The sequence below is a fragment of the Streptosporangium sp. G11 genome, assembly GCF_051192615.1.
Taxonomy (GTDB): Bacteria; Actinomycetota; Actinomycetes; order Streptosporangiales; family Streptosporangiaceae; genus Streptosporangium.
Map to the genome: position 1 here is coordinate 1 of NZ_JBPJUQ010000056.1, position 25,408 is coordinate 25,408.

General features: G+C 71.8%; 23 protein-coding genes and 1 pseudogene. 11 read left to right on the forward strand and 13 right to left on the reverse strand.

What is annotated here, in order from left to right:
* Window positions 1–195 (forward strand): annotated as a pseudogene (locus ACSDR0_RS36250) (iron-containing redox enzyme family protein); the annotation flags it as partial.
* Between the two features lie 151 nt (window positions 196–346).
* On the opposite strand, the gene ACSDR0_RS36255 reads toward ACSDR0_RS36250, so the two are convergent.
* The 4 genes from ACSDR0_RS36255 to ACSDR0_RS36270 form a co-directional block, all read right to left on the reverse strand.
* Window positions 347–937, reverse strand: a complete 591-nt coding sequence (locus tag ACSDR0_RS36255) for a hemerythrin domain-containing protein (protein ID WP_435293463.1) — start codon at window positions 935–937, stop codon at window positions 347–349.
* Between the two features lie 81 nt (window positions 938–1,018).
* Window positions 1,019–1,453 carry a hypothetical protein gene (locus tag ACSDR0_RS36260; RefSeq protein WP_435293464.1) on the reverse strand — a complete coding sequence of 145 codons (435 nt, stop codon included), beginning with the start codon at window positions 1,451–1,453 and terminating at the stop codon, window positions 1,019–1,021.
* Complete coding sequence (locus tag ACSDR0_RS36265; RefSeq protein WP_435293465.1) at window positions 1,450–2,028, reverse strand: RNA polymerase sigma factor; 579 nt, start codon at window positions 2,026–2,028, stop codon at window positions 1,450–1,452. Before ACSDR0_RS36265 ends, ACSDR0_RS36260 begins: the two co-directional genes overlap by 4 nt.
* Window positions 2,029–2,094: 66 nt before the next feature.
* Window positions 2,095–3,546: a S8/S53 family peptidase gene (locus ACSDR0_RS36270; protein ID WP_435293466.1), complete on the reverse strand. Its 1,452-nt coding sequence runs from the start codon at window positions 3,544–3,546 to the stop codon at window positions 2,095–2,097.
* A 184-nt stretch (window positions 3,547–3,730) separates the two neighbouring features.
* On the opposite strand from ACSDR0_RS36270, the gene ACSDR0_RS36275 reads away from it, so the two are divergent.
* Window positions 3,731–6,358, forward strand: coding sequence for a CHAT domain-containing protein (locus ACSDR0_RS36275; protein ID WP_435293467.1), 2,628 nt, complete (start codon window positions 3,731–3,733; stop codon window positions 6,356–6,358).
* A 209-nt stretch (window positions 6,359–6,567) separates the two neighbouring features.
* Here ACSDR0_RS36275 and ACSDR0_RS36280 read toward each other — a convergent pair whose 3' ends face one another.
* The gene (locus ACSDR0_RS36280) at window positions 6,568–8,763 is read right to left on the reverse strand and encodes a LuxR C-terminal-related transcriptional regulator (RefSeq protein WP_435293468.1); all 2,196 of its coding nucleotides are present in this window, start codon (window positions 8,761–8,763) and stop codon (window positions 6,568–6,570) included.
* A 163-nt stretch (window positions 8,764–8,926) separates the two neighbouring features.
* On the opposite strand from ACSDR0_RS36280, the gene ACSDR0_RS36285 reads away from it, so the two are divergent.
* Window positions 8,927–10,030, forward strand: coding sequence for a M12 family metallopeptidase (locus ACSDR0_RS36285; RefSeq protein WP_435293469.1), 1,104 nt, complete (start codon window positions 8,927–8,929; stop codon window positions 10,028–10,030).
* 89 nt (window positions 10,031–10,119) lie between these two features.
* The gene (locus ACSDR0_RS36290) at window positions 10,120–10,566 is read left to right on the forward strand and encodes a VOC family protein (protein ID WP_435293470.1); all 447 of its coding nucleotides are present in this window, start codon (window positions 10,120–10,122) and stop codon (window positions 10,564–10,566) included.
* Between the two features lie 56 nt (window positions 10,567–10,622).
* Here ACSDR0_RS36290 and ACSDR0_RS36295 read toward each other — a convergent pair whose 3' ends face one another.
* The 7 genes from ACSDR0_RS36295 to ACSDR0_RS36325 form a co-directional block, all read right to left on the reverse strand.
* Complete coding sequence (locus ACSDR0_RS36295; protein WP_435293471.1) at window positions 10,623–11,501, reverse strand: SRPBCC family protein; 879 nt, start codon at window positions 11,499–11,501, stop codon at window positions 10,623–10,625.
* Complete coding sequence (locus tag ACSDR0_RS36300) at window positions 11,494–12,051, reverse strand: ArsR/SmtB family transcription factor (protein WP_435293472.1); 558 nt, start codon at window positions 12,049–12,051, stop codon at window positions 11,494–11,496. The genes ACSDR0_RS36295 and ACSDR0_RS36300 overlap by 8 nt, the downstream gene beginning before the upstream one ends.
* 170 nt (window positions 12,052–12,221) lie before the next feature.
* Window positions 12,222–13,706 carry a glycoside hydrolase family 130 protein gene (locus tag ACSDR0_RS36305; RefSeq protein WP_435293473.1) on the reverse strand — a complete coding sequence of 495 codons (1,485 nt, stop codon included), beginning with the start codon at window positions 13,704–13,706 and terminating at the stop codon, window positions 12,222–12,224.
* 325 nt (window positions 13,707–14,031) lie between these two features.
* Window positions 14,032–15,087, reverse strand: coding sequence for a glycosyltransferase (locus tag ACSDR0_RS36310; RefSeq protein WP_435293474.1), 1,056 nt, complete (start codon window positions 15,085–15,087; stop codon window positions 14,032–14,034).
* Complete coding sequence (locus ACSDR0_RS36315; protein WP_435293475.1) at window positions 15,084–16,229, reverse strand: glycosyltransferase; 1,146 nt, start codon at window positions 16,227–16,229, stop codon at window positions 15,084–15,086. The genes ACSDR0_RS36310 and ACSDR0_RS36315 overlap by 4 nt, the downstream gene beginning before the upstream one ends.
* A 182-nt stretch (window positions 16,230–16,411) precedes the next feature.
* On the reverse strand, window positions 16,412–17,524 hold the full coding sequence (locus ACSDR0_RS36320) for a glycosyltransferase family 4 protein (RefSeq protein WP_435293476.1): 1,113 nt from the start codon (window positions 17,522–17,524) through the stop codon (window positions 16,412–16,414).
* A 46-nt stretch (window positions 17,525–17,570) separates the two neighbouring features.
* On the reverse strand, window positions 17,571–17,822 hold the full coding sequence (locus tag ACSDR0_RS36325; RefSeq protein WP_435293477.1) for a hypothetical protein: 252 nt from the start codon (window positions 17,820–17,822) through the stop codon (window positions 17,571–17,573).
* A gap of 757 nt (window positions 17,823–18,579) precedes the next feature.
* On the opposite strand from ACSDR0_RS36325, the gene ACSDR0_RS36330 reads away from it, so the two are divergent.
* From ACSDR0_RS36330 to ACSDR0_RS36355, 6 genes are all read left to right on the forward strand, one after another.
* A complete protein-coding gene (locus ACSDR0_RS36330) occupies window positions 18,580–19,779 on the forward strand; it encodes an esterase-like activity of phytase family protein (protein ID WP_435293478.1) in 1,200 nt (399 codons plus the stop codon).
* A 242-nt stretch (window positions 19,780–20,021) separates the two neighbouring features.
* Window positions 20,022–20,795, forward strand: coding sequence for a MerR family transcriptional regulator (locus ACSDR0_RS36335; RefSeq protein ID WP_435293479.1), 774 nt, complete (start codon window positions 20,022–20,024; stop codon window positions 20,793–20,795).
* The gene (locus ACSDR0_RS36340) at window positions 20,792–21,058 is read left to right on the forward strand and encodes a hypothetical protein (RefSeq protein ID WP_435293480.1); all 267 of its coding nucleotides are present in this window, start codon (window positions 20,792–20,794) and stop codon (window positions 21,056–21,058) included. The genes ACSDR0_RS36335 and ACSDR0_RS36340 overlap by 4 nt, the downstream gene beginning before the upstream one ends.
* 316 nt (window positions 21,059–21,374) lie before the next feature.
* Complete coding sequence (locus ACSDR0_RS36345) at window positions 21,375–22,088, forward strand: GOLPH3/VPS74 family protein (protein WP_435293481.1); 714 nt, start codon at window positions 21,375–21,377, stop codon at window positions 22,086–22,088.
* Window positions 22,089–22,118: 30 nt separating this feature from the next.
* Window positions 22,119–23,591 carry an APC family permease gene (locus ACSDR0_RS36350; RefSeq protein ID WP_435293482.1) on the forward strand — a complete coding sequence of 491 codons (1,473 nt, stop codon included), beginning with the start codon at window positions 22,119–22,121 and terminating at the stop codon, window positions 23,589–23,591.
* Window positions 23,588–24,181: a GNAT family N-acetyltransferase gene (locus tag ACSDR0_RS36355; RefSeq protein WP_435293483.1), complete on the forward strand. Its 594-nt coding sequence runs from the start codon at window positions 23,588–23,590 to the stop codon at window positions 24,179–24,181. The genes ACSDR0_RS36350 and ACSDR0_RS36355 overlap by 4 nt, the downstream gene beginning before the upstream one ends.
* A gap of 98 nt (window positions 24,182–24,279) precedes the next feature.
* Here the strand turns inward: ACSDR0_RS36355 and ACSDR0_RS36360 are convergent, their stop codons facing one another.
* Window positions 24,280–24,414 (reverse strand): hypothetical protein, encoded by a 135-nt coding sequence (locus tag ACSDR0_RS36360; RefSeq protein ID WP_435293484.1) that lies wholly within the window; start codon window positions 24,412–24,414, stop codon window positions 24,280–24,282.
* Window positions 24,415–24,452: 38 nt separating this feature from the next.
* On the opposite strand from ACSDR0_RS36360, the gene ACSDR0_RS36365 reads away from it, so the two are divergent.
* Window positions 24,453–25,307: a glycerophosphodiester phosphodiesterase gene (locus ACSDR0_RS36365; RefSeq protein WP_435293485.1), complete on the forward strand. Its 855-nt coding sequence runs from the start codon at window positions 24,453–24,455 to the stop codon at window positions 25,305–25,307.
* Window positions 25,308–25,408: the final 101 nt, after the last annotated feature.

The window sequence follows — 25,408 nt, forward strand, 5'->3', positions numbered from 1 at the left end:
GCCGTCCACGAGCAGATCGCCGCCCACGACATGTGCGGCGGCTTCGCCCGCCAGCACCCCTCGCGGGCCGGTGACGTACTGTACGGCGCGGCCTGCGCCCTGGCCCTGGACCGGCTCTTCGCCGAACACGTCATGGGCCACTGGCGCCGCGGCACCTCCTCGCTGCGGGAGGCGGGCGCGGCGACGAGGGCGTGACCGCCCCCCGACCCCGATCCCGCCCCCGATTCCGGCCCCGAGATTTTGACCCCAAAATGTCGGCTCCGACCTCGATCCCGAGATTCCGGCCCCGCCCCCGGTCTCGCGGTTGAACCACCCCCGATGGAACCGGCAAGCGGGACGCGGTGTCTCAGCCGTCCTGCCCGCGCATGGCCTGGCGGATCACGTCACGGGTCCGGTCGACGATCGCCAGAGGCGGCCCGAACAGCAGGTTCATGACCACCGACTCCGTACCCGGGTGCGGGTGGGTCGGTGCCAGCGCCTCCGCCGCCTTCACCCCGGCCGCCATGGCCCGGCGCTCGGCCACGCTCGTCCGGGCGCGCAACTGGGCGAACTCGTAGCGTTCCTCGGCGCGGGCGTGGGCCAGCACCGCCGCCCGCAACATCTGGAGCCGCGCGGAGAAACCAGGGTGCCCGGGGCCCAGCTTCTCCAGGTCGACGAGCAGTTGCTTCGCCTCCTTCTCCTCCGCGAGGCGTTCGTCGACCACCTCGTTTCCATCCTGGATCTTGAGCCGCGCGTAGGGGTGCAGGACCTCCTCCTCGGCGGTCTCGTGCACGGCCAGCATCCGTACGAGACGCTGGAAGGCCTCGGCCCGCTGTGCCCCGGCGGGGGATTCCTCGACCTCGTCGAACAAATCCCTGATCATCGCGTGCTGGCGCACCAGCAGGTCCACGACGTCGTTCTCGGTCATCAGCTCTGGTGCGGTATGACGGTCGTTCATGGGTCCCCCTTCGTCTACCAGGTCGAATACCCCCACCTGGGCACCGAAACCCAAGGGCCGTGGACGCGGGGTGAGCCGCCGTCAGACGGTGATCCACTCGGTGACGACCGTCGCGTCCCCGTGACGGCAGCGGAGGCTGAACGGCCCGGGGGGAACGTCGTCGTAGATGAACCTGCCCAGGTCGTCGGCCGTCAACGTGACCGGATCGCCCCCGAGGACCTCGATCTGCCCGTGGCGCGGCGGCATCAGCTGGCCCACCACGCGCCCGCCGGTGGCGGTCACGGTGACCTCCAGGTCGACGGTCAGCCCCGCGCCCTGGAAGGTCAGCATGCGAGGCTGCCTCTCACCTCGCACCTGCGAGGGGCCGCTCAGGGAGTCGAAGACCAGCTCGGCCAGCTCGTCGTCGAGCGTGCGCAGCGTGTAGGCCTCGACCGCGATCTGCAGGAGATGCGAGGGAACGGGATCGAACAGCTCGATGGCCCGGCGCAGCTCCGCCTCCAGCTCGTCGTCGCTCATTGGAAACCCCGCCTGCCCAGGAGGACGCGCAGCCGTCGCAGGCAGCGCTGCCTGATCGGCCCGATGCTCCCGACGGCGATGCCGAGCGTCGCCGACACCTCCTGATAGCTGAACGGCGGAGAGGCCGTGAGCAGGCGCAGCAACCGCTGGCAGCTCTCACCGAGCTCCTGGAAGGCCTGCCAGGCCGCCCGCGCCCGCTCCCGCTCTCTCGCGGCGTCCTCCGAGTCGATCAGCGCCTGCTCCGGCGTACGGTCGTCGACGACGCGATCGAACACGTCCGGGTCGTCGCTCGGCGAGACCCGCCGGGCGGCCCTGATCACCTTGATGCACTCGTTGCGCGCCGTGCTGGCCAGCCACGCGCCGACCTTTTCCGGCTCGCGGATCCGCGTAAGGTTCTGTGCGAGCCGGAACCAGGTCGTCTGGTAGACCTCCTGCGCGTCCGCGTCCCTCAGCCCGTGAGCGCGCACGACGGACCACACGAGCGGGCTGAGGCCCTCCACCAGGGACTTCCACGCCGCGGCGTCGTCCCCGTCCACCGCGGCGCGGAAGAGGATGCCGATCGAGTCTCGATCCACGGTGACGTCCCCTTGCTTTCGGGACTGTCATCGTACGCCGGAGGGCCGATCCGCCCGCAGTGGTTTTCAGCGGGGGGCCGGGGCCGGAACACTTTGCACGCTCCGCGCTGTCCAGGTGGAGGGAATGAGGGCCGGGACGGGGATGTTCTGCAGCCTGCCGGCGGGGGGTTCGGCCAGAATCCTTTCGGCCGCCTTCCGGGAGTCGATCCCCTTGTTCCGCATCATGTAGTTGGCGATCATGCCGACCACCAGGGGCGTGGAGAAGGAGGTGCCGCTCCACTCCGCCAGGCCGTCGAACACGACGCGTTCGCGGATGGCGTTCGGCGACTCCTTCATCTTCTCGGTGAGCTCGCCCCGGTGCGGGGGGAACTGGCAGGTGCAGTCGTACAGGTGGTCGTACCGGCACTTGGAGAAGGTGGAGTGCTGGTAGTCGTACTCCGCGGGAGTGGGGTCCACCGCGGTGAAGGCGCTCACCAGGCGCTCACCGGGCGCGTACGTCGTCACCCACGGCCCGTGGTTGCTGAAGCAGGCACGAGCCGCGCCGTCCTTCCTCAGCGCCCCCACCGACACGACGGCACCGGCGTAGCCGGGATGGTCGGCGTAGGCCGCGGGCCAGAACCTCACGTCGTTGCCGTTGTTCCCCGCGGCCGCCACGAGCAGCGTCTCGGGGTGGGCCTTCAGCGCGTCCATGAAGCGTTCGAGCCCCAGGAGCGTTTCCGAGCACGTGCTCGTCGTCCCCGCGGACAGGCTGATGATGTCGGGCCACCTCCCCTCAGGAAGCATCCCTCCGAGCAGCTTGTCGCCCAGGTCCTTCTCGCAGATGGCGCCCGCGTTGACGAGCGTCGCGTGCACCGTGACGTCGGTGCCGGGCGCGACGGCGCTGACCAGCCCGGCGATGAAGGTGCCGTGCCCGACGTACTGCTTGAGGATGCCCTCGTCGTCGAACTCGATCTCGCCCACGCCCTTGACGCGGTGCATCCACGGGTGCGTCTTGTAGTCGTCCACCAGCCCGGTGTCGACCACGAGGACGGACACCGGCACCTCTGCCTCGCCGGAGAACTCGGCCACCGCCGGGTTGGGCGGCTCGCACCGGGACACCGGCACCGGCTCGTCGCCGGGGCAGCAGTTCACCGCGATGGACACGATGTGGTTCCGGGACACCATGCGGCGCCCGTTCTCACGTTCCAGGTCCTCGACGGCCTTCAGCGCGTCGGACACGTCGCGGTCGCCGAAGCGCTCCCCCCTGTCGGGCTCCCCGACCCGGATCCTGAGCACGCCGCCCGGACTTTCCTCCCGCTCCACCCTCACGTTCTCGTCCTGGCTGCCTCCGCGGTCGCGGACGAACGCCTCCCGGATCAGCGAGGCGACCCTCTCGGCGTCGTCCGCGCGGGCGAGGACGTAGCCCTTCTGGTAGAGGAACATGGGCTCTGAGCCCTCGAAACCCGCCGCGAGCACCACCTCGTTTCCCATGGCGGCCTGGATCTGGTCGAACTGTTCCTGAAACCTGTCTGGTGCCATATCCGCCGTCCTCGCCTCAGAGATGTCCTGACGTCGCCATGGGTTAAGAGTCGTCGTGTGTCTCACTGATACACCCCCCGAGCGAATTTCCGGGCGCGAACGTGAACTCGGAGCCGGAAGGAGGGCGTCCCCGGGGGCCTCCACGGCATGGACGCCCTGAACACACCACGTCTAACATCGATCCGTGACCGGGGGAAGCTCGCGGATCCCGCCGCCCGCGGGAGACCCTCTCGCTCTGCTGCCCCTGGTGTTCGCCCGCCCCGCGGACGCGCTGGCCGGAGCACGGGCCCTGCTGTCAGGTTCGCCCTCCCCGCACGACGCCTCCGTCGCCCACCAGGTGATCGGCATCTGGCAGCGCGACTTCGGCGACCTCATGGTGGCGATCGGCCATCTCCGGCAGGCCCGCGCCCTGGCCGCCAGGTCGGGTTCCCCGAACCGCGAGGCGGACGTGCTGGCGACCCTGGGGGCCGCCCTCATCCACGCGGGCCGTACCAGGCAGGGGATGGCGGCGCTGGAGGCGGCCGTCGAGAGGGGCAGCGGGGTCACCGGGGCCCGCGTGCTGTTCCGCCGCGGCTACGCCTGGTGGGTTCTCGGGGGACACCGCGAGGCGCTCGACGACCTGCGGCGGGCCATTCCCACCCTGCGCAGGGCCCAGGACACGATCTGGACCGCGCGGGCGCTCACGCTCAGGGCGACCGTCCACCTGGCCATGGGATCCGTCGAGCGGGCCGAGGCCGACTTCGTCGCGGCCGAGCAGCTGTGGGACACCACCGACCAGGAGCACGACAAGGCCGACGCCGTGGAGAGCCGAGGGCTGGTGGCGTTCCGGTCCGGCGACCTCCCCGCGGCGCTCCGTCTCTTCGACGAGGCCGCGAGCCGCTACGAGGCCCTCGGCACGCCCATGTTCGTCCTGCACATCCGGCGGTGCGGGGTGCTGCTCGCGGCCGGGCTGGCGCGCGAGGCGCTGGAGGAGGCCGACGCCGCCACGGAGCAGCTGAACCGCATGGGAGGGCAGACGACCCGCAGCGCCGAACTCCTCCTGATCGCCGCGCGGGCCGCGATCGCGGCGGGTGAGCCGCAAGCGGCGATCGCCCGCGCGAGCACGGCCATCCGGCTGTTCTCCAGCCAGCGCCGCGACTGGTGGCAGGCCCACGCCCGGCTGGTGCTGGTCCAGGCCAGGTTCGCGGCGGGAAAGGTCTCCGGCCGCTCGGTGCGCGACGCCGCCGATGTCGCGGTACGGCTGGCGGAGCTGCGCTCCCCCGAGGCGGTCCAGGCCTCGCTGCTGGCCGGACGCACCGCCCTCGCCCTCGGCTGGGAGGCCGACGCGGAACGGCACCTGGCCGCCGCGGCCAGGAGCAGGGCGCGCGGGCCCGCCTTCGCCCGCGTGGACGGCTGGGTGGCGCAGGCGCTCAGGGCGGCCGCAGCGGGGCGTACGCGCGGCGTGCTGGACGCCTGCCGCCGGGGGCTCGACCTGCTGGACGAGCACAGGATGACCCTGGGCGCCTCGGAGCTGCGGGCGCGGGCCAGCGCGCAGGGGGCGGAGCTGGCCGTGCTCGCGCAGCGGGCGACCCTCGCGGGGGGAAGCCCCCGCCGGTTCCTCGGCTGGAGCGAACGCTGGCGCGCCACCGTGCTCGCGGTCCCGCCCACCCGGCCCCCGGACGATCCCGAGCTGCTGCGCGACGTGACGGCCTTCCGCGAGATCAGCAGCCGGGTCGACACGGCGCGGCCGGGAGGCGTGCCGGTCCCCGCGCTGGAGCGCGAGCAGCGGCGGCTGGAGAAGGAGATCCGCGCCCGCACGCTCCGTACCCGCAGCGCGGGAGGCTTCGACGGGCACCGCTTCGACGCGGGCCCCCTGCTCGACGGGCTCGGCGACGGCTGGCTGATCGAGATCGTCGCCGTCGACGGCGAGCTGCACGTCCTGCTCTGCGGCCGTGGCCGGGTGCGCAGGTTCGCCGCGGGACGGCTGGCCGACGCGGCGATCGACGCCGACCACGCCCGCGCGGGCCTCAGACGGATCGCGTACGGGGGTTCGGAGGGCAGGTTGCCCGTCCTCGAAGCGGGTGGGCGCCGCCTCCAGGAGTCGCTGCTCGGCCCCGCCGTACGCCACCTCGGGGACGGTCCCGTGGTCGTCGTCCCGCCGGGCAGGCTGCACGGCGTCCCCTGGGCGCTGCTGCCGGCGCTGGGCGAGCGGGTGCTGAGCGTGTCGCCGTCCGCGAGCGCCTGGCTCCGCGCCCGGCGGATCGAGCCGTCGCCGTCGAAGGAGCGGGTCGTGCTGGTCAGGGGTCCCGGGCTGGCGACGGGCGGTGCCGAGGTCCCGCTGCTGGCCGCGCGGTACGGGGAGGCGACCGTGCTGGAGGCCGGGACCGCGGTCGCCCCGGCCGTGCTCGCGGCGCTCGACGGCAGCAGGCTCGCCCACATCGCCGCGCACGGCACCTTCCGCTCCGACAGCCCGATGTTCTCCTCCCTGAGGATGGACGACGGTCCGCTCACGGTGCACGACTTCGAACGGCTTCACAGCGCCCCGTACCGGATCGTCCTGTCCAGCTGCGACTCCGGCAGGCTGCAGCCGGTCGGCGCGAACGAGCTGCTCGGCCTCGCCGCGGCGCTGCTGCCGCTGGGCACGGCCGGGATCGTGGCGAGTTCGGTGCCCGTCGACGACGAGGCCGTGGTGCCGCTGATGCTGGCCCTGCACGAGGGGCTGCGGCGCGGCCTGAGCATGGCCGAGGCCCTGCGTGACGCCAGGCTGGCGATGCCCGGCGACGCCCTCAACCGGGCGACCGGCTGGTCCTTCTCCGCCATCGGCGGAGCCTGACCCCCCTGGCCGGGTGGTGCCCCGGCTCACGCGTCTCCGGCCGCCGCGCCGACCGGCGGCGGGTCGCGTCGGTGGAGGGGGAGCCCCGGCACCGGCCGGCGGCGGATCGCGCCGGTCGGCAAGGCCCGCGTCGGCCGGCGGTGGGTCGCGCCGGTCGGCAAGGCCCGTACCGGCCGGCGGCGGGTCGCGTCGGCCGGTACGGCCCGGCACTAGCCGACGGTGAAGAGCCTTCCCAGGCCGGCCCGGTCGCTGCTGCCGAGCCGCGCGTAGGCGTCGCACAGGTGGTTGGCCACCGTGCGGATCGACACCGTGAGCTGCTCGGCGATCTGCCGGTTGGTCAGGCCCGCCGCGGCGAGGCTGACGATCTGCCGCTGGCGTGCGGTCAGCTTCGGCAACGCGAGGTTGACCAGGGCGGAGCTGCGCGCCCCCTGGCAGGCGGCGGCCAGCTCGGAGGCCCGGTTCCTGGAGGCCTGCGAGGCGCGCCGGTCCTCGTGGACGAGGGCCGCGTGCGCGAACGCCTCCGCCGCGTGCAGTGCCAGGCCGAGGTCGGCGAGACCTCGCGCCACCTTGTCCAGGGCCTCCCCGTCGCGTCCGGCCAGCGCGCGGGCGTGCCGCGCCAGCAGGGGGGCGAGGCCCCCCTCCGCGCGGTCGGCCAGCTTCCCGAGCCGGTCGACGACCAGCTCGGGGGTGCCGAGCCGCACCACGTCGTGCAGGGCGAACAGGTCGTCTTCGAGCGGGTCGTCTCCGGCGGCACGCAGCGCGGACCGCAGGGCCCCGTCGAGGTCTCCCTCGGCGGCGAGCGTCCAGGTCCGTGCCCGCTCGGCGGCGAGCGACCGCGCGCCGCCCACGGATGCCAGGGATGCCCCGGATGCCGGAGGGCGGTCCTGGGCGGCGGGCCACGTGCGCGACCGCGCGTCCCCGCCGGGGGCCGGACCGCGAGACAGGGCCTGCCACGCCGTCGTCAGATCGCCGATGTAGGCGGAGGCGTGAGCGAGTTCGGCCAGGCAGGCGCGGTGGTGGGGGGAGCGCCGCAGCCCCTCGCGGCTCCAGGCGACGGCCTCGCGCGTCTCCCCGCGAAGCCGGGCGACACGGGCGCGCCGCGCGCAGAACTCCGGCATCGCGGGCTCGTCCCAGCCGGTGTCGTCCTCGGCCATCCGTTCGCCGGTGCCGCACGGTATCCCCGAGAGCCTTCCCGCGTACGCGCGTGCGGCCAGCTCCTCGCACTCGGCCTCCAGCGCCGTGGCCGAGGCGCGCGGGAGCCGCCGCGCGCCGGACGCCCCGCCCGCCCCCGGGCGCGCCGCGGCGGCCCGGAGCACCGGGCCGTGCAGCGGGTGGACGAGCCGGATCGACAACCGGTCGTCCACGGTGACCAGCCCCTTCCTCCGCAGGCGTTCGAGGACGGCGAAGGCCGTCCCGGCGCCCGGCGCGCCCGCCTCCCGCGGCTCACCGGACGCGACGAGCTCCAACGGCCTGCCGGACGCGGTGAGTCTCCGGGGTTCGCCGGACGCGACGAACTCGGAGGGCGCGCCGGAGGCGACGAGCTCGGACGGGTCGATGGACGTCACGAGCTTCAGGGACCTGCCGGACGCGATGAGCTCCAGCGCCTCCCGTTCCTCCCCGTCGACGTCGCGGATCGTGTCCTCCACCAGCTCCCTGACGCGCGCGGTCATCGGGGGAGTGCCCCGCCAGGTCCACGTGCCCGACACGTGGCTCAGGTCCCCTCCGGCGTGGACGGCGACGACCAGCTCGCGCAGGAGCCGCAGGTCGCCGCGGCTGGCCCGGTGCAGGCGCCGGACGGTGAGGGTGTCGACGTAGCCGCCCACCGCCCCGGACAGAAGCTCGCCGCACTCGTCCTCCGTCAAGGGGGCCAGCGCCATGCGCGGCAGAAGGCCCTCCTCCCAGAGCCTGGAGACGTCCTCCGGCACGGGCTCGCCCTCCCTGACCGTGACGAGCAGGCGGGTACGCCCCCTGAGCGCCAGGCGCAGGACGAGCGCGGCCGAGGAGTCGTCGAGGAGGTGGGCGTCGTCCACGACGAGCACGCGTAGACCGTCCAGCGCCTCGGCGGGGTCCGGCGGGCAGAGAAGCCCCGCGAGGTGCGGGGACGATTTCGTGAGGTACGGCGCGGGCCTCTGGGAGGCGGAAAGCTCCGCGAGGCGCGGTGCGCGGGAAAGGAGGTGGGCGAAGGCGGCGAGCGGGATGTCCCGGGTGTCCGGCGTTCCCGCGACCCGCGCGCGGGCCGGCCCGGTCACAGCCTCGGGGACGGCCTCGGCGGCCAGGCGGCTTCTGCCGCTCCCCGCCGCGCCGGTCACGACGACGCCCCGGCGGCCGGCCGCCAGGTTTCGCCGTACGAGATCGAGTTCCTCAGTCCTGGCCGTGAACGGCCAGGGGGACCGTGGGTTTCTCACAGCGGTATGAGCCGGGCCGCCCGTCCGTGATACACGTGGAATTGAGTAGCCCCTACTCATGCGCGTCCGGGATTCCATCTCCAGTGTCGTGGCATGTGGACACGGTTTCCTTGATCTCCCCACGATGCCCGAAGGCGGGGGCCTCCCGGCTGCGGGAATCTCGATGAGGGCGGACGACGGCGAGCGTGTCCGGCAGTGCTCGCTTCCGCCGTATCCCACCCACGCGCCGCCGGACGGCCTTGAGGGGAGGCGACGCGCGGCCCTGCTCTCGGGGCGGCGGGCGTGGCTGAACGGTACGGTCCTGCACTACTGCTTCCTGGGCGAGCGGCGCGACGGCGAGCAGTGCGACGGCGAGCGGTGCGACGGTGGGCATGGCGACGGCGGGTGGTGTGACGGTGGGCAGCGTGACGCCGTGCGCCGGGGTTTCCAGGAGTGGAAGGACCTCGGCATCGGGCTGGAGTTCGCCGAGGTCGCCGACCGTACCGAGGCGGAGGTACGGATCGGCTTCCGCCGGGACGCCGGGTCGTGGTCGGCAGTGGGACGCGACGCGCTCCGCGTCGGAACCGCCTCCCGCACGGTGAACTTCGGCTGGGATCTCACCGGGGCGCACGGCCGGGGCACCGTGCTGCACCAGATCGGCCATGTCATCGGCATGGTCCACGAGCACCAGAGCCCGTACTCGGACATCCTCTGGGACGAGGAGGCCGTCTACGAGGACTTCGCGGGACCGCCGAACCTCTGGTCGAGATCGCGGACGTTCCACAACGTCATCCGCAGGCTCGACGAGAGCGAGGTGAACGGCCCCGTATGGGATCCGCTGTCCGTCATGGGATATCGGTTCGGCCCGGGGCTCATCCTGGAGCCCTCGTGCTACCGGGCGGGGGTCGTGCCGCCGGGCACCGTCTCCGAACGGGACGCCGCGTTCGCCCGCCGCTGGTACCCGCCCCCGGGCACCGAGCCGCCGCCCGAGTTGCGGCCGTTCCGCTCCGCCCCGCTCGGCACCGAGCCGGGGGAGCAGCGCGACTTCGTGATCGCCCCCCGCGCGACCCGTGACTACACCGTCGGTGTCTTCGGAGAGTGCGACACGGTGCTGGTGCTGTTCGAGGAGGTCGGCGACGACCTGCGCTACCTGGCGGGTGACGACGACGGAGGGCGCCCGCGCAACGCGTCCCTCCGCTTCCACCTGCTCAGGGACCGCCGCTACGTCCTTCGCGCGCGCGTCCACTCCTGCTGGGGGCCCGGCCAGGCGGCCGTCATGTGCTGGTGAGGCCCGCGCCCTCCGGGAAATGTCGTACGGGTGGTGCAGGATCGTCGGCGCCGGTGACGTGCCGGTGAGGTGCCGGTATGGAGGCGATCATGGCGATCAGGATTCAGGTGACCATCGACTGTGCCGACCCCGACAGGCTGGCACGGTTCTGGGCGGAGGCGCTGCACTACAGGCTGGAGGAGCCTCCCGAGGGGTTCGAGAGCTGGAGCGACTACTGGCGCGACGCCGGGCTGCCCGAGGAGGATCTCTTCGACGGCTACGACTCCGCCGTCGACCCCGACGGCGTCGGCCCCCGGCTGTGGTTCCAGAAGGTGCCCGAGGGCAAGGTGGTCAAGAACCGCCTCCACCTCGACCTGCGCGCCAACGAGGACCGCACCGCGCCCGTGGCGGTCCGCAGGGAGCGGGTCGACGCCGAGGTCGCCCGGCTGACGGCGCTGGGTGCCACGGTGGTACGGGTGCTGACGATCGAGGGCAGTGACGACTACTACGGGGTGACGATGCGCGACCCCGAGGAGAACGAGTTCTGCGTCAGCTAGATCTCCAGATCTCCAGGGGCCCGCATCCCCGTCCCAGCCCACCCCGCCCCGCGTCGTCAGCCGCTCGCCGGCGTCTCCTCCGGCGAGGCGGGCTGGGACGGGTCGAGCCAGATCGGGCGCCAGTCGCTCAGCTCGTGGAAGCGGCGCAGCTCGGCGATGCCGCTGAGCCAGCCCATCCACCCGGCGTACGGGGGGTTCTCCTCGTTGAAGCCGCTCTCCACGAAGGTGAGCCGCGTCGCGCCGCCCGAGCCTTCCAGCTCCCAGCTGGAGAAGCCGAGGCCCGGCCACTCCAGGGAGAGCTTGCGGCCGGGCTCCAGCTCGACGACCTTCGCGGGCGTCTCGTTGACCTCGAAGCCGCCCATCGCGAACCGCCCGCCGACGTACGGCTCGATGTCGATCTTGTAGCCGAACCACCGGCTGAACTTCTCGGGGTTGACGAGCGAGTCGAACACCGCCTCCGGCGAGCCGCCGATGACGAGCCCCTCCCGCATGATCGGGGAGGTGAAGTCGGCCTTCGGCGTGAGCTCGCGGCCCTCCAGGTGGTCGACCAGGTTCGCGATCGACAGACACCAGAACGTCTGCAGCGTCCCCAGGACGCCGCTGTCGGTCATCGCGGACTCCTGGTCGAAGTGGGTCTGCGTCAGCGACACGATGGTCGACTCCGCGCTCTCCTCCTCCAGGCCGATCTCGACGGTCGTCTCCTGGCCGCCGAGCAGCCATGAGAAGCGCAGCGTGTGGTCGTCGACGTGCAGAGGGCGCTGGTGGGGCGCCTCGCCCTCGGGGGTGTGGCGCCCCCAGAAGTCGTACCGGTGCGGCAGCTCGACCTCGGCGTGCTCGGCCAGCCAGATTCGCAGCTCGCCCGGGTCGGTCAGGGCGTGGTGCACCGCCTTGAGCGGTGCGGCCACGCGCGCGTGCAGCTTCATCGGCTCACTCACGGGGTTCTCCCTTGGGGTAGCAGGCGACGGCGAGCTTGAAGGCGTCCCCTTCGGCGCCGCCGTAACGGGTGAAAAGGTCTTGCAGTGCCGTCTGGAGGTCGTTCAGGAACTCCTGGCGCCGCTCGGGGAGCATGCGGATCTCGCCGGACACGCCGATGGACGGCAGCTCCGGCGCGGTCCTGTCGAGCGCGCCGATGTCGGCCTGGACCTCCTCCATGAGGTCCAGCAGGTAGCCCAGGCCCAGCTCGTCCTGGGTGGCGCGCAGGCCGATCCGGCCGACGAGGCGGGGCGAGAGCCAGTAGGAACGGGCGCTCGCCTGGTAGACGCCCTCGTGGATGCCGCGCACCCTGCGCTCGGTCACCTGGGTCACCAGGCCGGCCTCCACCAGGCGTTTGACGTGGTAGTAGACCCTCTGCGGGGTCTGGCCGAGCAGGGCCGCCACTTCGGTGCACGAGCGCGGCTCGGCGAGTTGCCGCAGCACCTCGATGCGCTGCGGCTTGAGCAGTGCCTCGGCCTGCTCGATCTGCTCCAGGTACAGGACGTCTCTCATCGCAAAATCAACCTTGTACGTAAAATTATATTTTGTCAATGGTCGGTGCCGGAGGAGCTCGTACGGAGTCGCGGCGTCACCCTCTCCCGGCGGCCCGGCGGCCCGGCGGCCCGGCGGCCCGGCGGCCCGGCCAGGAGGTCAGGAGGTCGGCCGGCGCGGGCTCACCCGGCTCACCCGGCTCCTGGGGGCGATCGCATCGCCCCCAGGAGGGTGGCGAGGGACACGCGGGCGAACCCGATCCGGGCGTCGCTCGCCCCGTACGGCAGCCAGAGGGCGTCCGCGTGCAGCAGGCCGCCGCAGGAGTACACGACGTTGGGGACGTACCCCTCGCGCTCGGTGTCGCCGGGGGTGAGGAGCGTGCCCGGCAGCTCGGCGATGACGCGGTGCGGCTCGTCCAGGTCGAGCAGCAGCGCGCCGATGGCGTAGCGGCGCATCGGGCCGACGCCGTGCGTCAGGACGAGCCAGCCGGACCCGGTCTCCAGGGGGGATCCGCAGTTGCCCGCCTGGACCAGTTCCCAGCCGCTGCGGGGGGTGTGGAGCGGCACCGGGCGTCGCCACCTGTTGTCCTCGTCGAGGGAGGTCAGGCCGATGGTCTCGCCGTCGGAGCGGCACAGCGCCAGATGACGCCCGCCCACCGGACGCGGGAACAGCGCCATCCCCTTGTTGGCGGCGGCGGGCCCGCGCAGCGGGGTGAACTCGAAGGTGCGCAGGTCGTCGCTGGCGAGCATGCACGACCGGATGTGCCGCCCGTCGTAGGCGGTGTAGGTGGCGCGGTACGAAGGCGTGCCGTCCTCACCGACGATCCTCACGAAACGGGCGTCCTCCATCCCGTTGCTCTCGGCCGCGGTGGCGGGCCAGAGCACCCGCCGCTCGATGGGGACGTCGGCGGGGAAGGTCACGGCGTAGTCGGAGGCGGTCGCCCGGCGCAGTTCCTCCACGGTGCCGTGCGTGGTGGTGCGGGCGAGCAGGTCGGCGGGGAGCCGGGCGACCGCCCGCTCGAAGTCGTCGTCGTCGAAGAGCTCCGGCAGCGAGCCCAGCACGGTGGCGGAGACCTCGTTGTCCCGGTCCTCGTCGGCGAGCGCGGCGGCGAGCAGGTCGCGCCGGTGGGGGACGCCGTGCCGGGGCCCGGCGGTCAGCGGCCCCGAGCGGTCGGCGACGACGAGCCCGTCGCCGGGGCCGAGCACCGCCGTGGCGAAGCCGATGGACGACAGGTGGCCCTCGCCGATCTGCCGCGTGCTGATCACCACGCGCAGCCGTCCCGGCTCCAGACCGGACTGGTCGGGGTGGGCGACCATCGAGGGGTTGCACAGCGCGGCGCCCTCCACGGCGTACTCGTGGCTGAAGTAGGCGCCGACCAGGAGGCGGACCGCCGGTCGCAGGTCGAGATGGCTCGGGACCCGGTAGCGGACCAGGTCGTAGTGGTGCAGGAAGGTCGCCGCGAGGTCGCGGTGCCGGTCGCCGAACCCCCGCAGTGTCTCCTCCAGCAGCGCGGCGGTCTCGTCGTGGCCGAGAAGCGCGATGCGGTCGATCAGGGCGGTGGCCCGGCTGCGCACCAGGACGGCGTCCTCGCCGGGCACGAACAGCTTGATGATCACTCTTCGCGGGTCGGGGGCGAGGGTCTGGTCGAGCCGGGTGGCCAGGTCCCGGATGGTCATGGCACCTCGTCCGCCGGCCTCGCGACCGGGTCGCGGGGGCCTCCGAGAGGCCCGGCCGAAACGCGGGTATCTCCGGGAGGCGCGGCCGGATCGCGAAGGCCTTCGAGAGGCCCGGCCGGGACGCGGGTCGCTCCGGGAAGCGCGACCGGGACGCGGGTTGCTCCGGGAGGCGCGGCCGGGACGCGAGGGCCCGGAGGCCCGGCCGGGTCGCGGGGGCCTTCGGGAAGCGTGGCCGGGACGCGACGCCTGGTGGGGGTCGCGCCATATCCCGTCATGAGACCCATGACATCATCCCCACCGGTCTCGTGACCAGGGCGGGATGCCCTCAGAGGGCCTCACTCCGTTCGCTCGCCAGGCGCTCGGCGTGCTGCAGGGTGGAGATCAGCGCGATGGTCGACTCCGCGCCCTGGTTCAGGTTGGGCCCGTACAGGGTCAGGCCGTCGTAGCCCCCTCCGGTCGCGATGTCCCACATCGCCGTCCCCCGGTCGTTGGCGCCCTGGAACCACGCCGACGCCCGCCACACGTCCGCCTGCCAGGCGGGGTCGCCGGTGACGGCACCCGCCGTGGCGCAGGCGTCGGCGAGCGCGGCGACCTCGATCGGCTGCTGGTCGTAGCGGTCCCGCGGCCCGTGCCGCCGCCAGCCGGCGACGGGTACGACCGACAGCCGCCCGTCCCTGGTCTGGATGTCGCGGAGCCAGGCCAGCATCCGCAGGCCGTCGGCGAGCATCGAGCCGTCGCCGCCGAGGTGACCCGCCGCGATGAGCACCTCGGCGAGGGCGGCGTTGGCGTACGTCAGCTCAGGCTGCGGCCACGGCCAGCCGGGATCGGCCGGGGGGACGCCGACCGCGAGGGCGGCGTCCGCGAGCAGGGCCGCGGCAGGGGCGTTGCCCGGCAGGACGCGCAGGACCTCCGCCGCGCCGAGCCCGGCGAACGCCATGGCGCGCGGATGCGGGGACCGCCCGGTGGCTCCGACGGTGAAGGAGATCAGGGCCTCGTCGCGGATCCACGGAGCGGGGTTGCGGGCGGCCGCGGTGCCCAGGCCCCACAGCGCCCGCCCCCACCAGTCGCCGAGGCCGGGCTCGTCGGTCCAGCGCCGGTCGTGGGAGAGCCGGTTGTGGAACGCGCCGGAGCCGTCCTGCGCGTGCGTGAGGAAGGCCAGATAGCACTCCGCGAGCCGCCGTACCTGGGGGGACGGCGCCGGTTCGCGGCTGGTGACGACGAGCCCGCGGGCGACGTCGTCGGTGCAGTAGCCGTGCTGGCGGCGGACGACGGCGTGCCTGGCGTGCTCGAACAGGCCGGTGTCGTCGCTCAGCCGTGCCAGGTGCCTGAAGCCGGGCATGGCGAGGGAGACCGCGGGGGGCATGGGGGCTGCGGAGGTCACGACAGGGCCGCCGCCACGGCTGCCGGGCGTCCGGAGAGGAGACCCCGGGCGAGCTCCTCGTAGCGCGCCGCCACGGCGGGCCACAGCAGGGTCGGGACCAGGGCGTGGGTACGGTTCCTGAGGTCCTCGGCCAGGCCGGGCTCTGTGAGGATCCGGCGTACGGCCGCGGCGAGCGCCGCGGGATCCTCGTGGGGTACGAGCAGGCCGGGCCCGCCGGTGAGCAGTTCCACGGCGTGCGGGAAGGACGTGGCGACGACCGGTACTCCGGCGGCCACCGCCTCGATCAGCACACCGGAGGTGACCTGCTCGTGCGAGTCGTACGGCAGCACGACCACGTCGGCCGAGCGGATCAGCCGGATCAGCGAGGCCTGGTCACGGTAGACCGGGTCGTACCGCACGGAGGCGGACACGCCGAGCCGCACGCCCATCCGCTGCAACCGGGTGCGGTAGGCCTCCCCGTGCTGCTCGAGCACCTTGGGGTGGGTCTTGCCCGCGATCGTGTAGGTGGGCGAGGGAGACAGGTCCTCCAGCAGGGCGAGCGCCTGCAACGCCCACTCGATGCCCTTGCCGGGGCCGATCAGCCCCCAGGTGAGCAGGTGCGGCCGCGGGTGGCGCCGGGCCGGGACGCGCATGTGGTCGGCGGCCCCGTGCGGGATGACGGACACCTTGTCCGAGGTGACGTGATAGCCGGTGAGCAGCCGGTCGCGGGCGGTTCCGGTCATGGTGACCACCGCGCCGGCGGCGTCCGCGATCTGTTCGAGCAGTTGTCGCTGCCGGGGGGTCGGCCGGGTCAGCACGGTGTGCAGGACCACGATGCTGGGCACGGTGAGATGCCGCAGCAGCGGCAGGACGTCCTGGCCGTCCGTGCCGGGGTAGATGCCGTACTCGTGCTGGACCACCGCGACGTCGAACCGCTCCAGGGCGGAGGTCGCCGCCTTCCAGCTCTCGTGCCCGCCGGGTGCCCAGGTGTGCACGACCCCGGGCACGGGGCGTTCGTCGTCGGCGTCCGTGGTGACGCGGACGATCCCGCCGCGGGTACCGCCCCCGGTGAGGTGGGCGGCCAGGGCGGAGTTGAAGGTCGCCAGCCCGCACTGCGTGGGCGGATGGGTGCTGAGAAATCCATATGTACAGGCCAATGCCATGCCTTCCGGTCATCGGCCGCTCCGGATCACGGATGCGGGCCTTACTCGGTGAAGACGCCCATCGGTCAGCGCGGTGACGGATGGAGCCGAAGCCTGGCGCCGGGGGCCGTCCTCATCGGGGCCCGGCTGCCGCGACCCCGCAAGGATCGCGGGGGCTACGTCACCCTGACAGTATCAGGCGATTACACTCGGTCCACTATGTCGCCGTAGATGCGTAAATAGTTGGTCACCATTCTGTCCACGCCGAATCTGCGTTCGGCCTGGTCGCGGCAACCCGCCCGGTCGATCGCGCCGACGCGCGAAACCGCGGAGACCGCCTCCTCGACGGTGTCCACCAGAAAGCCCGTCACGCCCGGATCCACGACCTCCGGCATCGACCCGCGCCGGTAGGCGACGACGGGGGTGCCGCAGGCCATCGACTCGACCACCGACAGGCCGAAGGGCTCGTCGAACGCGATGGGGTGCAGCAGGGCCGCGCTTCCGCCGAGGATCTCGGCACGCCGCTCGGGCCCGACCGAGCCGAGAAACACGACCCGCTCGCCGTCGACGTGCGGGGCGACCCGCTCCTCGAAATACCGCCGGTCCTGGACGATTCCGCAGATGGTCAGCGGCAGCCCGGCCCGCCGCGCGATCTCGATCGCCGTGTGCGTCCCCTTGTCGGGATGGACCCGGCCGAAGACGACCAGCCCACGGCCGCCACGGGGGTCGAAGGGCAGGAGGCCGAGGTCGATGCCGTGATGGACCGTGGCGACGTAGTCGAGCTCGGGGGAGCGGTCGGCGTCGGAGATGGAGACGTAGGCGGACCGGGCACGGGCGTAGGCGGGCAGGATCCCCGCCCCGGAGAACCCGTGAACCGTGGTGAGCAGCGGAGCGCGGCAGTGACCCGCGAAGGCCAGGGGCAGCCAGTCGAGGTGGCTGTGGACGAGGTCGAACTCGGCGGAACGCCCCAGCGCGTGCGCGACGTGCATCGCCTCCCAGACCCGCCCGTCGAGGGACGGATCCTCGGCGTAGCCGGTGGGGCAGACCCCGTCGAGCGTCCCCGAGGTGATCGAGTCGAGGGTGGCGAAGAGCGTCACGTCGACGCCCCTGGCGGCCAGCCCCTCGGCGAGCAGGCTGGTGACCTGCTCCCACGGCCCGTAGTGGCGCGGCGGCGTACGCCAGGCGACCGGTCCCAGCAGGGCCACCTTCAGCGGGGGCACCTTCGGGGTCGCGTCCGGAGCCGCGTCCGGAGTCACGTCGAGCGGAGCCGCGGCCGCGGCCGCGTCGGGAGCGACGTTCGGCGGGGTCACCTTCACGGGTCACCGGATCCGGCGCGCACCCGTCTTCGGGCCTCCCTTGATTTCATAGATTCACCCCTCTGCCGGACTGGTAGGGACAGAGCCAGGCAAAAACCACGCTGCTGAAATTCACCAGCATGGTGTGAGGTGTCCGTCCGGCCGTTTCGGTGACCTTGAGCCTGATCACCGCCCCGTCCCGCATCCAGCCCGCGACCTCGTCCTCGGTGGGTTCGTGTCCGTGCAGGCGCAGCATCAGGTCATGGGGCTGCCCGACGATCCGCAGGTGCAGCTCGCACGTGGGCTCGGTATCCGCCATGTTTCGCCGTCCAGATGTCCATATGGAGTAGACCCGGCGGAGTTGTCGGCGTCCCATCGAGCGTACCCCTCACGCCGGAGGCCACTCCGGAGCGGATGTACGATCCCCGTGATCGCCGACTCACCCACCGGCTCGGCGGCTCGGTGACTCGGCGATTCGGGCCTCAGCCGGCCCCCGACCCACCGGCTGGCTATCCGGCCGACCGCCACCCGATCACGCCCTGCCCCCTTACGCTCGCGAACCAGGACAAGAGCACCAACGGGACAGCCCGACCCTCGGCGCATTGCATTCGCGTACGCGTTACCGCGATCGAGAGATAAACCCCGGAATCGGCTTTCGCGCGGCACGATGACTTTTTCGTGTCATGAAAGGCGGATCGCCATCCAATCCGGTGTGATTCACGTTTCCAGGAAATGACACGCGTTGTTGTCGTGATGACGCATGCCGTCCGTCCGGATCCGCCCGGGGCGCGGCGTCGCGGACGCTCTCGGATTCCCGGATGCGTACGCGTACGGGAATCCGGGGCGCGAGCTGCTCGTACGGTGCCGTCCTCGGCGTCCGTGCCCGCATGCTTTGAAGCGCCTTGCCCCGGTTGTCGACGTAGTGACGGAAAATGCGTGACAAATGGCTTGTTCCGCCCTGTCAATGAGCGGCCAATGGGCATTGAAGTGTTGATTCTCGTGGAAATTTTCCGCAATCCGCGGTCTCATATTCCAGCCAGTTCTTTCGGGATCATTTCTGGGAAGAGGAGAATCATATGACCAATTCGCGAAGAATCACGGCACTAGCGGCCGCGCTCGCGACGGCGGTCAGCCTCGGGGCCGCCGGGGCGCAGGCGTCGACGGCGGTCGCGCAGCCCTCGGCGGGGGCCGCACAGTCCTCGGCGGCGGTCGCGGCTCCGCCGCAGGGGCTCCGGATCACCCGCTTCCTCGGCGAGCAGCGCCTGCCGCACAAGATGCGATTCCGGGGAACCACCGTCGGCGGCCTCTCCGGTATCGACCGTGACCCGCGCACCGGCACCTGGTACTTCATCTCCGACGACCGGTGGCGATACAACCCGGCCCGCTTCTACACCGGCCGCCTCGACATCAACCCGGCCACCGGAGCGTTCACCGGGGTGAACCTCACCGGCGTCACCACCCTGCGGCGTCCCGGCGGGAGCTCCTACCCGGCCTACGGACGGCCCAGGTCCGCCGATCCCGAGACGATCCGCTACGACCGGTGGAGCCGCAGGCTGCTGTGGGCCAACGAGGGCGACCGGCCCGACACGGCGAATCCCAACATCCCGGTGTCCGACCTGTCCGTCCGCTGGAGCGGCACCGAGGGCCGCTATCTCGGCGAGCTGGCGATCCCCCGCAACCTGAAGATGACCGCCACCACCAACGGCCCCCGGCGCAACTTCGGGTTCGAGGGGCTGACCTCCACGGAGCGGACCATCGCGGCCGTCACGGAGGGCCCGAGGTACGAGGACGGCGCGCCGCCGACCGTCGACCAGGGCGCCACGGCCCGCATCACCGTGTGGGATCGCGACGGCCGGCCGCGCGGGCAGTACGCCTACCCGATCGACAAGCTCCCGGCGGCGCCGATCCCGGCGAACGGCAAGTCCGACAGCGGGGTCTCGGAGATCCTGGCGATCGACGACAACCGCTACCTCGCCCTTGAGCGCTCCTGGATCGAGGGCGTCAACTACAGGGCCAAGCTGTACGAGATCGACCTGCGCGGTGCCACGAACGTGCTGGCCCGCGACAGCCTGTCCGCCGCCCGCCCATACCGCCCGGTCACCAAGCGGCTCGTCTCGGATCTCAGCACGGTGCGGACGCCGGCGCAGAACTTGGAGAGCCTCGCCTGGGGGCCGCGCCTGCGCAACGGCGAGTGCACGCTGGTGGTCGGCTCCGACGACAACTTCGACAGCAACGAGGTCACCCAGTTCCTGGCCTTCGCCGCCCGGGGCTGCTGACGGTCTCCAACCTGACGGTCTCCACCCTGAAAGTCTCTACCCTGAAAGTCTTCGAACTGACGATCTCCGAAGCCGTACGAGACAGCCGGTGCCGCCGCTGACCGTGAGGTGACGACGGCCCGATCGAGGAAGAGCTCCGGCGTGGCCGGGACCCGTGACGCGGGTCCCGGCCACGCCCGCTGTCACGCGACGGCGACGGCCTGGACGGACTCTCCCGCCGCGGGATCGTCCATGCTGATGACGTGAACGAGGGACACCTGCCGATCGGGCGGTTCGCACGGCTGTGCCGGCTCAGCGTCAAGCAGCTGCGCCACTACGACGAGCTGGGCCTGCTGACCCCGGCCCACGTCGATCCGGACACCGGCTACCGCTACTACCGGCCCGACCAGGCACGCGCCGCGATGCTGATCGGCCTGCTGCGCTCCCTCGACGTGCCCCTTCCCTCGATCGGGCGGGTGTTGTCCGGCGAGGAGGGCGTGCTCGGCGGCGTACGCGACCGCATGGAGGCCGACCTGGCGCGCCGCGAGCGCAATTTCGCCACGCTCGAACGCATCCTGTCCGGTGGCCTGCCCCGGCCGGAGGTGACCGTCGTCCGCGAGCCCGCCCGGAGGGTGGCCGTCGTGCGGGACACCGCGCCGCAGGAGCGGATCGGCCTCGTCACCTCGGCGTGCGTGGCCCGGCTGCTCGCGGCGGCGGGCGCGCCGGACGGGCTGCTGGTCGGCCTGTTCCCCCTCGACATGGCGGACGAGGTGGCCGTGGCCGTCGCGCTGGAGACGTCCGAGGACGTCCCGGGGACCTCTCCGGACGTCCTGCCGGGTGGCCCGTACGCGTCGGCGACCCACGTCGGGGCGTACGACCAGATCCCTCTCACGACGCACGCGCTGCTCGCCTGGGTGGGCGAGCGCGGGCACACGCCCCGCGGCCCGCTGCGCGAGGTCTACGTCTCCAACCCCGCCACCACGCCACAGGACCGGCTGGTGACACATCTGATGATCAAACTGGAGGACCTGGAATGAACCGGTACTCGGCCGCGGGCGATCCCGAGGCGGTCGAGTTCGGTCCCGCCCGCGTGCGGCTCGTCACCTTCACCGAGGGCCTGCGTCGCGGGCCGTACGCGGAGGAGCCCAGGACCCTCGCCCGGCTGGACGCGCGGATGCGAGACACGGGGCTCGTCACCTTCACCGACGGCCCGCACCGCGAGATCTATCTGCCCGATGTGCGGGAGACCGATCCGGAGAGGACGCGGACCATGCTCCGCCGGCCCGTCCGGGCCGTCTGAAACGACGAGGCCTTCCCCCTTCCGCTACCACTCCGGTGGGGAAGGGGGAAGTCGTCGCGGTATTATGCCAGTCCCAAACTGCCAAAAATGCCCGTATTAAAGTCCCGTGGAGATTCACGGGGATTCACGGGTCCGCGCTTTGGAAGGTCGCCTGACCGGGGTTGTTCCAACTCTGAAGATCCTCCTCGGGCCGCTTCCCGGCGCTCGCCCGCCGCTGGCCAAAAATATGTAAATTCTTGGATTCGTCAGAGTTTTCGAGAAGCCTCTCGGCATAGCTCCAGGTCGTTGGCTATCTGTCCGTTTCTTCGATTTTCGTATGGCCGATCCATGCCTGACGCCAGAACTTTGTTCGCGTAATGACAAATTTAATGATTTAGCTATACGATCGCCGTTCGTGGTTGGAGTTGATCTTTCAGGAACCCGATTGGCCAACGACCTGTTCTTTGTCATGCATGACAACGCGACCGGCCGGATGAGGCTTCACGCCCGCCTGACCGGTCTGGGGCTGGCCGCCGCCGTCCTGGGGGAACTGATGCTCACCGGGCGGATAACCGTGGGATTGGCGGCGGGACAGATACGGCTCGTCGCCCTCGACGCGGCGCCGCCCGCGGACGCGCTCACCCGGACGGCCCTGGACCACATCGTCACCGAACCCTCGCATCGCTTCCGGACCTGGCTGCATTTTCTCGCCCGTACGGCACTCGCCGACGTGGCGGCCCGGATGACCGCCGACGGCCTGCTGCGCCCGCCCGGCAGACGCCCGTCGCGGAGGCGGGTGCCGGTCGACGTGAACGTCGCGGCGTGGCCCGCCGGACGCGTCAACCTGGCCATCCAGCGCCGTGAGCCGCTCAACGTCCAGGACCGCGTCCTGCTGGGGCTGCTCGTCGCGACCGGTGGCAACCAGCTCGTCCTGTGGGAGCAGAACCCGAGGTATCTCTCCGACGCGATCGCCACCCTTCCGGCGCCGCTCCAGGAACTGATCGCCCAGACCGAGGCTGCCGTAGGTGACTCCGTCATCAGCCGCCGGTGAACCCGCCCCCCTCACTTCAAGGACCCCCCAATGCCCGTGACAGAACGAAGGGCCAGCGCCGTCTCCGCGGCGCTCGCCCAGGACCGCCTAGGTGTGCCGTCGGTGGTGTTCTTCGTCATCTCGGCGGCGGCACCGCTGACCGTCATCGGGGGCTCGGTGACCGCCGCCTACGCCGCGACCGGCGTGACCGGCGTGCCGCTGGCCTTCATCCTGCTCGGAGCCATCCTGGGCCTGTTCGCCGTCGGGTACGTGACGATGGCCCGACACGTCGTTAACGCCGGGGCGTTCTACGCGTACACCGCGAAAGGGCTCGGCCGGCCGGTGGGTGTGGCGACCGCGTGGGTCGCGTTGCTCGCCTACAACGCGCTCCAGGTGGGTCTGTACGGCATGATCGGTTCGGCGGGCGAGCCGCTGATCGCCGACTGGTTCGGCAGCTCCCCGCCCTGGTGGGTCATCGGGCTGGTCGCCTGGCTGCTGACCGGGGTGCTCGGCCTCATGCGGGTCGACGTGAACGGGAAGGTCCTGTCGGTCCTGCTGCTGACGGAGATAGCCGTCGTGGTCGTGTTCGACATCGCCGACCTGATCAACCCGGCGACCTCGGGTTACAGCCTCGACGTCTTCGCCCCGGCGAACCTCTTCGGCCCCGGGCTGGGCGCGGTGATCGCGATCTGCATCGCGTCCTTCGCGGGCTTCGAGTCGTCGGTGGTGTTCTCCGAGGAGACCAAGGACCCGAGGCGCACGGTGCCGATCGCGACCTACGTCGCGCTCGCCGTCATCTCCGGGCTCTACGCCCTGTCGTCCTGGGCGATGACCGTGCCGATCGGCTCGGACAAGATCGTCGCGACCTCGCGGGAGCAGGGCCCGACCCTGCTCTTCAACCTGGCCGGGCAGTATCTGGGGGCGACCATCGCCACCATCGGCTCCCTCCTCTTCGTGACGAGCCTCTTCGCCGCGCTGATCGCCTTCCACAACACGATCTCCCGCTACGTCTTCGCCCTCGGCAGGGAAAGGGTCCTTCCCGCGGTCTTCGGCCGCACCTCCCCCCGGACCGGCGCCCCGGTCAACGGCTCGGTGGCGCAGAGCGTCATCGGGCTGGTCACGATCGTCATATACGCGTTCTTCGGCCTGGACCCGGTCGTCCAGCTGTTCTTCACCGTCGGATCGTTCGGCGGCCTGGGACTGCTCCTGATGCTGGCGGCCACCTCGCTCTCCGTGCTGGTCTTCTTCGGCAAGAACCCCCACGAGGAGAACGCTTGGCGGACCCGGATCGCCCCGGGCATCTCCTCGGTCCTGCTGGTCGTCGTCATCGTGCTCGTCATGGCCAACTTCGACATCGTGCTCGGCGTGGCCCCCGACTCCCCGCTTCGCTGGATCATGCCCGCCGTCTACTTCGTCGCCGCGGGCTTCGGCGTCATGTGGGGACTCGCCCTACGGGCCAACCGGCCGAAGGTGTACGCCAACATCGGGCTGGGCGCCCAGGCGGCCGTGGGAGGGAACGAATGACCGAGATCATTCGCATCCAGAACGCCCCCGGAGCCGCCGAGACCATCGGCGCGATCATCGCCACCTCCTTCCACGAGCAGGAGATCTCGGCCTGGATGATCCCGCCGGACGACGACCGCCGCCGGGTGATGCCCCACTTCTTCTCCATGATCACTGAGAGCGCCCTCATCCACGGCGAGGTCTACGCGACGGCCGACATGTCCGCCGTGGCCGTGTGGTTCCACAAGGGCGTCGAGCCGCTTCCCGAGATTCCCGACCGGGACGCCCGCGTGGAGGCGTTCGCCGGTCCCCACGCGGAGCGCATCGGGCAGATGGGCGAGGAGATGGAGAAGCGCCACCCCCACGACCCGCACCACTACCTGTCGTTCCTCGCCGTGCTCCCCGGATGGCAGGGGCGGAAAACGGGGACCCGGCTGCTTGAGGAGCACCACCGCGGGCTCGACGAGGCGGGGACGTCGGCGTATCTGGAGGCCAGCAGCACCCGCAGCCGCAAGCTCTATCTGCGCCACGGCTACCGGGACCTCGGCGGCCCGATGTTCATGCCCGGCGGCCCGCCGATGTTCCCGATGTGGCGTCCGCCGAACCCCTGACCAGGAAATCCTCCGGCAGGGAGAACCCCTTGACGAGGAGAATCCCGCCCCCGGCCCCGTCGCGGGCCGGGGGCGGGCGCGATTCCGGCCTCGCGTTCTCACGGCCCGCGCCACCGGACGTGACTTCCCCGCCGCGACATGAGGAACGCGGTGCCCGAGCCGGGCCGACTGCTCATCTCCCCGGCATCGGTGAGCCACTCCTTCATCAACTCGATGTCATGTGACGCTGTCAAGTTCGGATCGTAGGACGCTCTTCGCACCGAGGAGACCCATGTTCCGAAGGCTTGGCCTCACTGTCACGACCACGCTGACGATTCTGGCGGCAGTCGTCTTCCCGGCCGCCGCCGCGGCGCCCGCGGCGCCCATCGGCGTCGCCCACCGCGGGGCGTCCGCGGCGCCCATCGGCGTCGCCCACCGCGGGGCGTCCGCGTACGCGCCGGAGAACACCGTCGCCGCCTTCGAGCTGGCGGACGCGCAACGCGCCGACATGTTCGAGCTCGACGTCCAGGAGACGAAGGACCACGAGCTGGTCCTGATGCACGACACGACGCTGACCCGTACCACCGACGTCGAGAGGGTCTTCCCCGGCCGGGCCCCCTGGAGGGTCGGCGACCTCACGCTCGCGGAGATCCGCAGGCTGGACGCGGGCTCGTGGTTCGCCTCGAAGTACGAGGGCGAACCGGTGCCCACGCTCGGAGAGACGCTGCGCGCGATGGACGGGCGCGGGATCGGCCTGCTGCTGGAGGTCAAGGCGCCGCGGCTCTACCCGGGCGTCGAGGCCCGCGTCGCCGACGAGCTGCGGCGTCACCCCTCGTGGCTGACGCCCGGCAGGCTCGTCGTGCAGTCGTTCGACTGGGGCTCGATGCGCACGTTCCACCGGATCATGCCCAGGATCCCGATCGGCCTGATCGGCACGCCGACGACCGCCGAGCTCCCGGAACTGGCGAGATTCGCCAGCCAGATCAACCCGCCGTACGGCGGTCTCACCCCGGAGTACGTCCGGAGTGTCCACCGCCACCGCATGGAGGTCCTGACCTGGACCGTGGACGACCCGGGGGTCATGCGCCGCATGATCTCCTACGGGGTGGACGGCATCATCACCAACAGGCCCGACCTGATGCGCTGACTCGCGCCGGGCCCCTGATTCCGGGACGCCGATCCAGAGGGCGCGCCGATCGGGAGGGGGCGCTGATCGAGAGGGGCGCGCCGACCGGGAGGGGACGTCGG